Here is a 12,671-nt window from a genome sequence, read left to right as displayed (position 1 = left end):
GGCTGGCCCTATTGCCTGACCCGGTGCAGCCCTGCGGCCTTTCCGCCCTGCTCCGGCGCCCTGACGCATCCGGCATGTTCCGTCCGCGTCCGGCGCCTTGCCCACCGGGGCACCCTGCGACACCGCGCCCGCGCGGTGTGCTGCCTGGGCTATTTGTACAGCCCCGCCATTATGGCAGAGGCCATGTCGTCTATGTCTATGATTTCATCGGCCAGCCCGGCATCCACGATGGCCTTGGGCATGCCGTAGACCACACAGGTGGCGTCGCTCTGCGCCAACGCCCTGCCGCCTTTCTGCTTCAGCACGCGCACGCCTTCCAGGCCGTCGCTGCCCATGCCGGTAAGGATGACCCCCAGGGTGCGGCGGCCCATGGCCTGCGCCACCGATTCGATGAGCACGTTGGCCGAAGGCTTGTACAGCGCCTCTGCCGGTTCGGGGGTAACCACCACTTCCACCATGCTGATCTTCTGATCCACCCGCAAATGCTTGCCGCCGGGCGCGATGTACGCGGTGCCAGGGCGCAGGCGCTCGCCGTTTTCCGCCTCTTTCACCGTGATGCGGCACACGCCGTCCAGCCGCTTGGCAAAGGGGCCGGTAAACGCGGCGGGCATGTGCTGGGCAATGAGGATGCTGGCGGGAAAGTCCGCGGGAAGCTGCGACAGCACCTTCTGCACGGCGGGCGGCCCGCCGGTGGAAACGCCGATGGCCACTATGTCGCGCACCGGGCGCCCCGCGCGGGGGGTAAGCACCGGGCGCGGACCTTCGCCGCCGGATGGCGCACCGCCGCCAGTTCCCCCAGCCCCCCCGTATCCCGTTGCCCCCGAGGAAGAAGAGGTGAAAGCGCCCCCGTCGCCCACGGGGCGGGGGGCGCGCAACGAACGGGGAGTGCGCAGAAACTTGCGGCGCGAAATTTCCTTCACCTTCTCGCGCAGTTCATCCTCTATGCGCACGATATCGAGCGAGACCTTGGACAGCTGCTTGGGAATGAAGTCCACGGCGCCCAGTTCCAGGGCCTTCAGGGTGGATTCGGCCCCTTCGGTGGTCAGCGAACTGACCATCAGCACCGGGCGGGGCATTTCCATCATGATGCGGCGCAGCGCGGTCAACCCGTCCATGCGCGGCATTTCGATGTCCAGGGTCACCACGTCCGGGTTGTGCTTGCGCACCAGTTCAAGCCCTTCCTCACCGTCGCGGCCCACGGCCACCACGCTGATTTCGGGGTCTTTTTCGAGCATGCTGGAAAGCGCCTTGCGCATGAAGGCGGAATCATCAACAACGACAACCGTGATCACTCGAGTCTCCTAAAGAACGTCCGGGCATCGGGTTCCTCCCTCTACCGGAACAAGGGTTCCGGCCCCGGAACTCGCGTGCGATGTGCAGTGGCTATCCGTACCATGGGCCAGGCTGGCGGGCGATGCCCGGCGGGCGCGGGACTGCGCGACGGCGCGGTTACGCGACCAGACGAGGCGGACGTGTCGGCGCGCTCCGGAATGAAACGCTCCGTCATGGCACGTTCGGGGCGATACCCCCGTGCAACGCGCCTCTGGGCCCCGAAACCGCCAGCAAACTTGGCCGTATGTACAATAGGTGAACGCACTCTTTTTGACAACCGCCCATAAAAACGCTTGCCATTCCCTTCCACCCGCGCTAAACACCTCTTCCTCGACGGGATGTGGCTCAGCTTGGCTAGAGCGCAGCGTTCGGGACGCTGAGGCCGGAGGTTCGAATCCTCTCATCCCGACCAGAATGGTCGAAGGGCTTGTGGTTACCACCACAAGCCCTTTTTCGTTTGGGCGCTGCCCGGCGAGCAGGTGCACCCGTGCGCAGGATTTGACAGGACGGAACAGCCTGCTTGGCACCAAATCCAAAACGCGAGGCCCCCAACGATTTGCAGTCGCTGGGAGACTCGTTTTCAGGCTGCTCTGTACGCGCGCGACATTTGACACGGCAGCGCAGCCAGATTGTCACTTGCGCCCGTCGTCACGAGCGGGTTGCCAAAACGTCGTTTTCTTGGCACCAAGGAAACGTCGGCATGGAACATCCGTTTCCAGTCGCCACTCACGAACGCCTGATCTGGTCCCATTCCACAGCACGCCGGATGGCCGCAGGCCCCAGTAATGCAGGGCATGCCGCCACGCACGGCGCATTCTCCTCCCATTCATCAACACCGCCACCCCCCCCGAAGCCGCCATGCACATGACGACAAAACACGGACCGTCGCCGCTGTTCCGCGCCTGCGCCCGCCTTTTGCCGCTACTGCTCGCCCTGGCTCTGGCCGGTCCCGCCTGTGTTCGCCAGCCTTCGCAGCCCGGCCCGTCCGACAGGATCGCGCAGGGCGCGGACCAGCCCGCCGCCACGGCAGCGTCCCCCATCCCCAATGAAGGGGCCGGGGCTTCCTGCGAAATCGCGTCCCGTTACGAGGCCTCGGCCCATGCCGACGGCTCCGATTCCCGGTTTGCCGAGGAGGAGGAAGACGGCGACGACACCCTTGCCGACGGCGTACTCAGCGACATTGCCGAACTGGACGAAGCTCTGGCCGCCATGGATGAATCCGGCGACCACCACCCCAAGACGGAAGAAGTCGACGACGACATGAGCGCCATCGACTCCCGCATGCGGCTGGTCAACGTGGCCATGTCCAAGCTGGGCACCCGCTATCGCCGGGGTGGCTCGGGCGAAACCGGGTTCGACTGCTCCGGCTTTACCGGCTGGGTGTACGAGAACATGGGCGTGGATCTGCCGCGCACCTCGCAGTCGCAGTTTCTGGAAGGGCGCACCATCCGCCGGGAACAACTGCAAACCGGCGACCTGGTGTTCTTCAAGCGCAACAAGAAACGCCGCATCCACCACGTGGGCATCTATCTGGAGGACGGCAAGTTCATCCACAGCAGTTCGTCCGACGGCGTCGTCATCTCGAAGCTGGACGCCAAGCCGTGGTGCAACCAGTGGGCCGGGGCCAAGCGCGTGTTCTAGCCACGCCGCCCTTCAATCCGTATCCCTGCGCGCCGGGCCTGCCCGGCGCGTTCGTTTTTTTTTGGGGGGGGGCACCGCGGCCCTTTCCCCTCGCACCCTCGCCCCCATCGCGCTGCCTGATTTGCCCCCGGGCCCGTCACGCCGCCTTGTCACCATGCCTCGTCACCCGGTTGTGCCCCCGACTCGCTCCCACCTGGCCTGCCCCGTGGCGCGCCCGCGCCACGCCCGTGCGCAGCCGCACCCGATCCGCCTTTCATCCCCGTCGCCCCCCCAAATTGTTGCAGGCCGGGCCATGCTCTGATACGCCGAAACCGCGCGGCATCCGCCGCCCGCAACCAAAACCCTTCCTCCCATGCACCCGACACACGCAAGCTGCGTAACCCAACTGACCGTAGAACCCGTCGCCGATCCGGAAATCCATCCCTACACCATCGACGCGCTGCACAACGGGCGCGTGGTGGGGCGGCTCCGGGGCTTTGTTCTTGAATACCACAACGTTGAAGGCGTGGCCGCGCTGGCCGGCCTGAACCACGACGACCTGCGCGAGGCCGTGGACGCCGTGCGCTTTGCCATGGCCGCCACCCACGACGCGCCCATCTCCTACGTGGACGTGCTGCTGGTGGCCCCCGCCTACCGGGGCTACGGCCTGGCCCGCCAGATGCTGGAGCGCTCGTGGCTGCATGCCGATTGCGGTGCCACGCTGTTGCGCCCGTGCCCCTTGCAGTTCTGCCTGGACTGGCTGCGCCCGGAAGACCTGGCGCTCATCGGCCCCCAGTGCATCGGGGTGGACCCCAAGCGTTCGCTGGCCAGCCTGACCAAGTTCTATCAGCGCATCGGCTACACGGCCCTGCCGGGCACCGACTTCTGGTGGCGGCCCCTGCCGCTGCAACGCTGACGCGCCCCACCCCGTCCCTTTGCAACGCGGAAACGCCCCGTGTTGCTTCCGCCCCACGCGGCCCGTTCCTGCTGCGCCCCCCTGCCTCTGACCGTTATCCCACTTGCAGGACAAGGCATGCCGGTGCACGGCAACCGACGCAAGGGGGCGCAAGGGGGCGCAGAGGCGCGGCATGCCTCGGCCACACGTTTTCCCCTGCCCCACCTGCGTCAGCGGCAACCATGGGCACACGGCCACGGCTGCGGGCGGCCTTCTCTTGCCATTTCCACGCGGCCCTGCAACAGTGGCAAAATCGACCGGTTTCCCGCGCCGGGCCGCTCCTTTTTGCCCTTTGCGCCGGATTCCCCCCGATCACGTTCGCGTATCACGTTCGCGCACCGCACCAGTCACCCCTTACCTGAACGCGACCTCGACGGGACATGGACGGGACATGGCCGCGAAATTTCCGCGCCATTTCCACGACCTTTCCACGACCTTTCCACAACAGGGCCTCCACGTGACAGCAGCAAGCCGCAGCGAGGCCACAGAGCAATACCGCAGGGAGGCCGCATGCGCACCGTGACCACCCCATCACGCACCCATCCCGCCAGTCCCCCGGCCCGGAATACCGCCCCCGCCCTACCTGACCGACCAGCCCGACTGTCCCGGCCTGTCCGATTGGCCCGGTACATCGGCGCAATGCCCGCCGCCCCTTTCCGGATGTTCGCGCTGCTGTGGCTGGCCCTGCTGGCCTTGCCGGTTCACGCCGCCGCCGTTTCCGTTCCTCCCCAGCCAGTGACCTCCCTTGCCGCCCCGCGTGCGGTGGTGGCCCTTTCCGTGGCGCCCCCGGCCCCAGCCGCGCTGGCCGTGCCCGACGACCTGCCTCTGGGCGAACTGCGCCTGCCGCCGGGCTTCACGGTGGAACTGTACGCCCGCGTGCCCAATGCCCGACAGATGGCCCTTGGCACGCGCACCCTGTTCGTGGGGTCCATGCGCGCGGGCATGGTGCATGCCCTTCCCCTGGATGACACGCTGCGCCCCCTGCGCGTGCTGCGGCTTGCGGAAGGGCTGACGCTGCCCGCGGGGGTGGCCTTTCACGAGGGGGCGCTGTACGTGTCTGCCGTGTCGCGCCTGCTGCGCTACGACCGGGTGGAGGAATGGGCACATGCCCGGGCCGACGCAACGCAGCCTCCCGGAACCGCAGCCTCTCCGCCCCGTCCGGCCATCGTGCGCGCCGACCTGCCGTCGGAGATGCACCACGGCGCCAAGGTGCTGGGTTTCGGGCCGGACGGCATGCTGTACGTGCCCGTGGGCGCGCCGTGCAACATCTGCCGCACCGGGCCGCGCCACGGCGTCATCCTGCGCATGCGGCCCGACGGCACCGGCGAAGAAGTGTTCGCGCGCGGGGTGCGCAACACCGTGGGGTTCGACTGGCACCCGGAAACCCGCGACCTGTGGTTCACCGACAACGGGCGCGACTGGCTGGGCGACGACCTGCCACCCGACGAGCTGAACCACGCCCCCGTGGCCGGGCTGGACTTCGGCTTTCCGTACTGCCACGGCGGCACCATTGCCGACCCGGAGTACGGCGACCTTGGCGCCTGCGCCGCCGCCACGCCCCCGGCCCGCAACCTGGGACCGCACGTGGCCTCGCTGGGGATGATCTTCTACACCGGGCGGCAGTTCCCCGCCGCGTATCGAGGGCAGGTGTTCATCGCGGAGCACGGCTCGTGGAACCGCTCCACGCGCATCGGCTACCGGGTGACGCTGGTGCGGCTGGAAGGGGGGCGCGCCGTGTCCTATGAACCCTTTGCCGAAGGCTGGCTGCGCGGCGGAGGCCCATGGGGCAGGCCCGCCGCCCTGCTGATGCTGCCGGACGGCTCGCTGCTGGTGGCCGACGACTACGCCGGGGCCATCTACCGCATCCGCTACGCCGGTCGTTAGGGGCAGCAGGGGGCGCGCAAGGACATTTCTCCAGCTGACCCGCCGGATCATGCGAACCCCGGCCCGTTCCCGCCTGCTACCCGGCAGTCTGCCCCCCGCCCCACGGAAACCGGCAGAACCGCCATGGAACCCGCAAGGGCGACGGCTGGAGGACGCACGAAGGGCCGCCACCACCGGACAACGCGCGGGGTTGCCATTTTTTCCATGCGCGCTACTATTCAAAAGTCGCAACCGTCACCGCAACGGCCAGAGGTCTTTCATGGCAACCCTGCCCGCTTCCACCGGCACGATCGGTCGCATGCCTGGCCGCGTGTCCGGCGCCGCTCCGGCATCGCCCTGCGGCCCGTGCCGCGGGGCCGGGAAGCCCGATCATTGTGCGCGCTGGCTCCGGCTGGTGCTGGTCTGCGTGCTGGCGATGGCCCTTGCGCTTGCGCCGGGCTGTGTCGTGCGCTCGCGCGGCCAGTACGACGTGAGCGTGGGCAAGACCTCCCGTTCCTGACCCCGTCAGCCGCCGGACCAGAACCCTTTCACACGCCACGCCTGCACCCGCCGGACGCACCATGACCCAGCCCGCACACCCCGACCAATCCGGCCAGCCTTCTCAATCTGGCCTGCCTTCGCGCACCGGCCAATCCGGCCACAGCGACGGCCACGCCGCGTCGCCAGCCAGCGTGCCCACGGGCCAATCCGCGCCATCCTCCCTCCAGCCTGCCCCAATGGACTTTCAGGCCGTTGCCCCGCCACCACCGGCTGACCACGACGAACCGACCTGCCCGCCGCCCCCCGCCCCCATCATCATCAACGAGGCGCAACTGGTGCTGGCGGAAAAGCGCACCTCGCTGGCGGCGCTGCGCACGGGCATTGCCATCGTGGCGCTGCCCATGTCGCTGACCACCTTCCTCATCGCCACCTCGCGCTACTACGACACCGAAGACGTGCTGCATTTCCTGCTGCCGGTGGGCACGCTGAACCTGGTCCTGCTGGTGCTGGGAGCGTGGCTATCGTTGCGGGCCGTGCGCCGCCTGCGCCAGCAGGAACAGACCCTGCGCCTGCTCAAGGAGCGCAACGGCGCACTGGCCGAATTCCTGAAGTAGCCGCGCACGCCGCGCCCCCTTTTCGGCGCCGCTCCCTTCCCCCCCTGCCTGCTTCGATTCCACCCGCCCCGGCCCGTTCGGCACCCGCCGCGCGGGCCTTGCTGCGCCTGAACGACGACGCGCCCGGACAACAGCGCGCCTGCATTGCCACGTCGGGCATCCGCGTGCCTACCGTGCAGGCGGGCGGGTCATGCCACCGGCAACGCCGGGCATGGGCCTGCCCTGCCCGCCTTGCCCCATGCAGCTCAGGCAAAAAATAACACTGCAAACAACATGTTTAATTCAAGCATGATACATGAAAAATTCAAGAAAAGATGAAAAAACTGCCCACGCAGCCCTAAAGCGTTTTTTATAGGCGCCGATACGAACGGCGAGTGGGGAGGGGAGAATCTACGGCCAACCGGAGGTGATTCCGCGCCACAGGCGCAAGGCCGCGTCCCCCGATCTGGCAAGGGAAGTCGTGACGACACATTCAAGGAGGAATGGTCATGTCACTGGTTATCAATCACAACTTGATGGCGATGAACGCCACCAACAACCTGAGCCTGTCGTACGGCAAGCTCGCCACTTCGGTGCGCCGGCTCTCTTCGGGCCTGCGCGTGGGCACCGCTGCCGACGACGCCGCCGGTCTCGCCATCCGCGAATTGATGCGTGCCGACATCGCGTCGCTCAATCAGGGCGCGCGCAACGCCAACGATGCCATCTCGCTGATCCAGACCGCCGACGGCGCCCTGGGCGTCATCGACGAAAAGCTGATCCGCATGAAGGAACTGGCCGAACAGGCTGCCACCGGCACCTACACCTCGGACCAGCGCCTGATCATCGATTCGGAATACCAGGCCATGGCCTCGGAAATCACCCGAATCGCCAATTCCACCGACTTCAACGGCGTGCACCTGCTGAACGGGCACCTTTCGGGCGCACACGACGGCTCGGGCATCGAAGCCACGGGCAAGCTCAAGGTGCACTTCGGCTCGGCCAACGACTGCGCGGAAGACTACTACTACATCAAGATCGGCAACGCGACCGCGTCCGCCCTTGGTGTGGGCGCCCAGGCCGCCGACGGCAAGGGCAAGTCCATCTCCACCCAGTCGGCGGCGCAGGCGGCCCTGGAAGGCCTGACCAACGCCATCATCTCCAAGGACAAGATCCGCGCCTCGCTCGGCGCCCTCCAGAACCGTCTGGAAAACACCATCAGCAACCTGCAGATCCAGGCCGAAAACCTTCAGGCCGCCGAATCACGCATATCGGACGTGGACGTGTCGATGGAAATGACCGAATTTGTGCGCCAGCAGATTCTGTCCCAGTCGGCCGTGGCCATGCTTTCACAGGCCAACTCGCTGCCCCGTCTCGCGTTGAACCTGTTGGGCACGTAGCACGCAGGGGAAAGACAAGGACACCGTCAATCCCGACAAGACTTCCAGACCACGCCGGGGCCGCGGGCAAACACCCAAGGGAAACGGCCAGCCTCTCCACTCACAAGCGCCAGCAAAAGGGGCCTCCTTGCGGAGGCCCCTCTTTTGTCGCGCATGTTGCGTGAAATGCGGGTGATGTTCGGGCGGGGGTTCCCCACTTGCGCATCCGCCCCTGCTCCCCCTTATTCCCCTTATTCCATGGTCGAGGTGGAGCGCAGCACCTCCACCACCGTGGGCAGCTTGCGCAGCTTGTCCAGCGCCCGGTACAGGTGCGCCACGTCGCGCACCTCCACGGTGAAGTCCACTTCCGACTTGCCGTCCACCATGGAGCGCATGTTGCCGGAGTCGATGTTGACGTTCTCTTCGGCCAGCAGCGCGGTAATCTGGGCCAGCACGCCCTTTTCGTTGCGGCACACCAGGTGGATGCGCGCCGGGTAGGGCTTGTCCTCCTGCCCGTCCCAGAACACCGAGATGAGCCGTTCCGGCTCCATGGTCTGCACGTTGGCACAGTCGGAGGTGTGCACCGTCACCCCGCGCCCCCGGCTGATGAAGCCGATGATGGGATCGCCCGGCAGCGGGTTGCAGCAGCGGGCGAAGCGCACCAGGATGTCGTCCACCCCCTTGATGCTCACGCTGTCCGCCCGGCGGTTGGCCTCTCGCGTGGCGGCGCTGGCGGCGCTGGCCTCGGCTGCCTTGGCGGCTTCTTCCGCCGCGGCCTCCTCGTCCTTGGGCAGCAGGCGCTTCAGCACCTTCTTGGGGGTGTAGCGGGCGTAGCCCACGTTGGACAGCAGGTCTTCCACGCTGCCCAGCGAAAGTTCCTTGATCACGGGCAGCAGGTCACCGTCGCGCAGGGCCTTGGTGATGTTGATGCCCATGCGCCGCCCTTCCTTTTCCAGCATCTCGCGCCCCAGCGCGATGGACCGTTCGCGCTCTTCGGTGCGGATGTAGTGCTGGATGCGGCTGCGGGCCTTGGCCGTCTTGACGAACTTCAGCCAGTCGCGGCTGGGGCGGCGGCTGTTGTCGGTAATGACCTCTATGGTGTCGCCGCTTTTCAGGGCGGTGCCCAGCGGCACCAGCTTGCCGTTGACCTTGGCCCCGGCACAGTGGTTGCCCACTTCCGTATGGATCAGGTAGGCGAAATCTATGGGGGTTGCCCCTTCGGGCAGTTCCTTCACGTCGCCGCGCGGGGTGAACACGTACACCTCGTCCTTGAACAGGTCGAGGCGCAGCGACTGCATGAACTCCTTGGAGTCGGTCTCCATCTTCTGGCGGTCCAGAATCTCGTGCAGCCAGGTGAACTGCTCAAGGTCGCGCGGATTCACCCGGCTGCCTTCCTTGTACAGCCAGTGCGAGGCCACGCCGTGTTCCGCCAGGCGGTGCATTTCCTCCGTGCGGATCTGTATCTCCATGCGCTCGCCTTCCGGCCCGATGACCGTGGTGTGCAGGCTGCGGTACCCGTTGGCCTTGGGCATGGAGATGTAGTCCTTGAACCGCCCGTGCACCGGCTTCCACTGGGCGTGCATCAGGCCGAGCACGGCGTAGCAGTCGCGCAGGTCGCCCACGATCACCCGGAAGGCGATGATGTCGTGCATGTCGTCCAGCGTCAGGTCCTGCTGCACCATCTTCTTGTAGATGCTGTACTTGTGCTTGATGCGCCCGCGCACCTCGCCCTTGATCTCGTTCTTCTCCAGTATCTCGCGGATGCGGGTGATGACCCGTTCGATGTAGTGGCGTTCCACCACCTGGTTGGTGTCCAGCCATTCGTCGATCTGGGCGTAGACGTCGGGCTTCAGGTAGCGGAAGCTCAGGTCCTCGAGTTCCAGCTTGATGCGGTGCAGCCCCAGCCGGTTGGCCAGCGGGGCGTAGATGTCCATGGTTTCCTGGGCGATCAGCTTCTGCTTGTGCGACTTCTGGAAGCCCAGGGTGCGCATGTTGTGCAGGCGGTCGGCCAGCTTGACGATGAGCACCCGGATGTCGTGCGCCATGGCCAGGATCATCTTGCGGATGTTCTCGGCCTGGGCCTCTTCCTTGCTCTCGAAGGTCATCTGGCTGATCTTGGTGACGCCATCCACCACGTCGGCCACTTCTTCGCCGAACAGGGTGTCGATGTCCTCGATGCTCACGGTGGTGTCTTCCACCGTGTCGTGCAGCAGCCCGGCGGCTATCGCCGCCTCGTCGAAGCGCATTTCGGCCAGCGAATAGGCCACCGCCAGCGGGTGCGACAGGTACGGCTCGCCCGAAAGGCGCGTCTGGCCAGCGTGCGCGGCGGCCGCGTACACGTAGGCCTTCTGTATGAGGGCAAGGTCGGCGTTCTTGTTGACCGACGCCACCTTGTCGAGGACGTCCTGGATGCGGATCATGCGGTTATGGCCCGTGTACGTCGGCCAGGGCGGGCAGCGCCATGGCCGGAGTTGGCTGTGTGGTCCCGCCGGTCACTGCCGCGAAATCGCGCGCACCCGGCGGCGGGGCCGGGTGCGGTGGGAAAAGCTGGGGTTACATTCCCAAGAGAGGCTGTTTCCGAAGGGACTCCGGAGTCAACCCGTCACTGTTGCATGCGATACCGCTGCTGTTCCTTCGGGGTCCACCAGCGGGTGAAGTTGTGGGTCAGCCCGGCCGGAGCGGGTTCCAGCCCCTGGAAACGCGAACTGACGATGGGCAGCGAATACGGCGTGTACAGGAAGCAGTACGGCTGGTCGCGGTGCAGGATTTCCTGGAACCGGTCGTACAGCTTCTTGCGTTCGGCCTGATCGAAGGTGGAACGGGCGCGTTCCAGCAGGTCGTCCACCTCCGGGTTCTTGTAACCCACGAAGTTCAGCCCGCCGGGCACGGCCTTGGACGAATGCCACACGTCGTACAGGTCGGGGTCTTGCAGGATGTTCCAGCCCAGCAGCACGGCGTCGAAGCGCCCCTTGTCCACGAATTCCTTGATGAAGGCCGCCCACTCCACCGTGCGTATCTTCACGTCGATGCCCACGGACTTGAGCTGGCTCTGGATGATGGTGGCGGCCTTGATGCGCTGGTCGTTGCCCTGATTGGTCAGGATGGTGAACGCGAAGGGCGCGCCGTCCTTGTCCAGAAGGCCGTCGCCGTTGGTGTCGGCCCAGCCTGCCTGCGCCAGCAGTTCCCTGGCCTTGGCAGGATCATACGGATAATCATCAATTTTGTCATTGTATACCCAGGTGCCCGGCTTGTACGGGCCCACGGTGGGCATGCCCTGCCCCAGCAGCACCCCGGCCACCAGCGCCTTGCGGTCTATGGCGCAGGTAAGCGCCTGGCGCACCTTCACATCCCTGAACATGGGCAGCGACAGGTTGTAGCCAAGGTAGCTGTAGCCGAAGGACAGGTACTGGAACTTGCGCCAGGCCATGTCCCATTCGGCCCCGTTGGTCTGGTGCAGGTACTGCTGCGGGCTCAGGTTCATCATGTCCAGGCGCTGGGCCTTCAGTTCCAGGAACATGGTCGAAAGGTCGGGGATGATCCGGTAGACCACCTCGTCGATGTAGGGGCGGCCCAGGAAGTAGCTGGGGCTGGCCTCCAGGGTCAGGCGGGTGCCCGCCTCCCATTCCTTCAGCCGGTACGGTCCGGCGCCCACGGGCTTGCGCGAGAAGGGCGTGTTCATCAGGTCCTGCCCTTCCAGCAGGTGCTTCGGCATGATGCCGTGCATCCAGGTAATCAGCGAGCGGGCAAAGGGCCTGGCGTAGCGCACCTCGAACGACAGCGGCCCCGTCTTGCGGAATTCCTGGATGGCCAGGTAGTCCTCGGCGTAGGGGGTGGGGGTCTTGGGGTCCACCATCAGCTTGTAGGTGAACTCCACGTCGTCGGCGGTCAGGGGCTTGCCGTCCTCCCAGCGGATGTCGTCGCGCAGGGTGAAACGCAGCAGGGTGCCGTTTTCCAGCACCTCGTACGAGGCGGCGGCCCACTTCTCGATGTTCAGGTCCTTGTCGTAGCGCAGCGCGGCCACGAAAATCTGGTCGCTGACCTCGTGCGACGACGCGTCGGACGCGATGAACGGCAGCAGGTTGGACGGTTCTCCGATGGTGCCGAGAATGATCCTGTCGCCGGTGACCGGTTCTCCGGGCGTTGGCGCGGCGGCCTGCCCCCCCTGGGCCGAGGTGGCGTTGCCCCCGGCACCCGTGGTGCCGTTCTGGCCGCCGTCCTTGTCGCCCCGGGGGGCGGAGTCGCCGCAGGCGGCCAGCAACAGGCACAGCAGAAGCGCCAGAAGGTACAGGCCTGCGCGCGTGGCGCGCGGCGCGGGTGAAGCGGTGCGGTTCATGCGATTGCCTCCGGCTATTGCCTATTCCCGTGGATGGGGTATGATTTCACGATAGCATGGGCGTATCCCCGCGCGTGGCGCGCCGGATTCCGCCCGAG

The 12,671-nt window shown here is 66.3% G+C and carries 9 protein-coding genes and 1 tRNA gene; 7 read left to right on the top strand and 3 right to left on the bottom strand.

From position 1 onward, the window contains the following. Positions 1-149: 149 nt before the first annotated feature. Positions 150-1,292 carry a chemotaxis response regulator protein-glutamate methylesterase gene (locus K6142_RS12815; RefSeq protein WP_190244806.1) on the bottom strand — a complete coding sequence of 381 codons (1,143 nt, stop codon included), beginning with the start codon at positions 1,290-1,292 and terminating at the stop codon, positions 150-152. Between the two features lie 374 nt (positions 1,293-1,666). Here K6142_RS12815 and K6142_RS12810 point away from each other — a divergent pair. The 7 genes from K6142_RS12810 (at position 1,667) to K6142_RS12780 (ending at position 8,261) form a co-directional block, all read left to right on the top strand. Continuing rightward, positions 1,667-1,744 (top strand) — tRNA-Pro (locus K6142_RS12810). A 446-nt stretch (positions 1,745-2,190) separates the two neighbouring features. Further along, positions 2,191-2,973, top strand: a complete 783-nt coding sequence (locus K6142_RS12805) for a C40 family peptidase (protein ID WP_190244807.1) — start codon at positions 2,191-2,193, stop codon at positions 2,971-2,973. Between the two features lie 352 nt (positions 2,974-3,325). Continuing rightward, complete coding sequence (locus tag K6142_RS12800; protein ID WP_012611931.1) at positions 3,326-3,868, top strand: GNAT family N-acetyltransferase; 543 nt, start codon at positions 3,326-3,328, stop codon at positions 3,866-3,868. Between the two features lie 678 nt (positions 3,869-4,546). Continuing rightward, complete coding sequence (locus K6142_RS12795) at positions 4,547-5,791, top strand: PQQ-dependent sugar dehydrogenase (protein ID WP_223290339.1); 1,245 nt, start codon at positions 4,547-4,549, stop codon at positions 5,789-5,791. A 259-nt stretch (positions 5,792-6,050) separates the two neighbouring features. Continuing rightward, entirely contained in the window at positions 6,051-6,290 is a 240-nt protein-coding gene (locus K6142_RS12790; RefSeq protein ID WP_223380870.1) for a hypothetical protein, read from the top strand. Positions 6,291-6,351: 61 nt separating this feature from the next. Further along, a complete protein-coding gene (locus K6142_RS12785) occupies positions 6,352-6,885 on the top strand; it encodes a DUF202 domain-containing protein (RefSeq protein ID WP_223290340.1) in 534 nt (177 codons plus the stop codon). A 488-nt stretch (positions 6,886-7,373) separates the two neighbouring features. After that, on the top strand, positions 7,374-8,261 hold the full coding sequence (locus K6142_RS12780; protein WP_012611935.1) for a flagellin: 888 nt from the start codon (positions 7,374-7,376) through the stop codon (positions 8,259-8,261). Positions 8,262-8,491: 230 nt separating this feature from the next. Here K6142_RS12780 and K6142_RS12775 read toward each other — a convergent pair whose 3' ends face one another. Both K6142_RS12775 and K6142_RS12770 read right to left on the bottom strand, forming a co-directional pair. Continuing rightward, positions 8,492-10,660, bottom strand: coding sequence for a RelA/SpoT family protein (locus tag K6142_RS12775; RefSeq protein WP_012611936.1), 2,169 nt, complete (start codon positions 10,658-10,660; stop codon positions 8,492-8,494). 182 nt (positions 10,661-10,842) lie between these two features. Then, positions 10,843-12,573, bottom strand: a complete 1,731-nt coding sequence (locus tag K6142_RS12770; protein ID WP_190244809.1) for a peptide-binding protein — start codon at positions 12,571-12,573, stop codon at positions 10,843-10,845. Between the last annotated feature and the right edge of the window lie 98 nt (positions 12,574-12,671).

Source organism: Nitratidesulfovibrio sp. SRB-5 (assembly GCF_019931275.1).
GTDB lineage: Bacteria > Desulfobacterota > Desulfovibrionia > Desulfovibrionales > Desulfovibrionaceae > Cupidesulfovibrio.
The sequence above is the reverse complement of the archived record's forward strand: the minus strand, read 5'-3'. Positions and strand labels throughout refer to the sequence as shown.

Excerpts from the sequence above, each read along its gene's own strand:
- K6142_RS12805 (WP_190244807.1), top strand. The coding sequence starts at position 2,191 with ATGCACATGACGACAAAACACGGACCGTCGCCGCTGTTCCGCGCCTGC.
- K6142_RS12800 (WP_012611931.1), top strand. The coding sequence starts at position 3,326 with ATGCACCCGACACACGCAAGCTGCGTAACCCAACTGACCGTAGAACCC.
- K6142_RS12795 (WP_223290339.1), top strand. The coding sequence starts at position 4,547 with ATGCCCGCCGCCCCTTTCCGGATGTTCGCGCTGCTGTGGCTGGCCCTG.
- K6142_RS12790 (WP_223380870.1), top strand. The coding sequence starts at position 6,051 with ATGGCAACCCTGCCCGCTTCCACCGGCACGATCGGTCGCATGCCTGGC.
- K6142_RS12785 (WP_223290340.1), top strand. The coding sequence starts at position 6,352 with ATGACCCAGCCCGCACACCCCGACCAATCCGGCCAGCCTTCTCAATCT.
- K6142_RS12780 (WP_012611935.1), top strand. The coding sequence starts at position 7,374 with ATGTCACTGGTTATCAATCACAACTTGATGGCGATGAACGCCACCAAC.
- K6142_RS12775 (WP_012611936.1), bottom strand. The coding sequence starts at position 10,660 with ATGATCCGCATCCAGGACGTCCTCGACAAGGTGGCGTCGGTCAACAAG.
- K6142_RS12770 (WP_190244809.1), bottom strand. The coding sequence starts at position 12,573 with ATGAACCGCACCGCTTCACCCGCGCCGCGCGCCACGCGCGCAGGCCTG.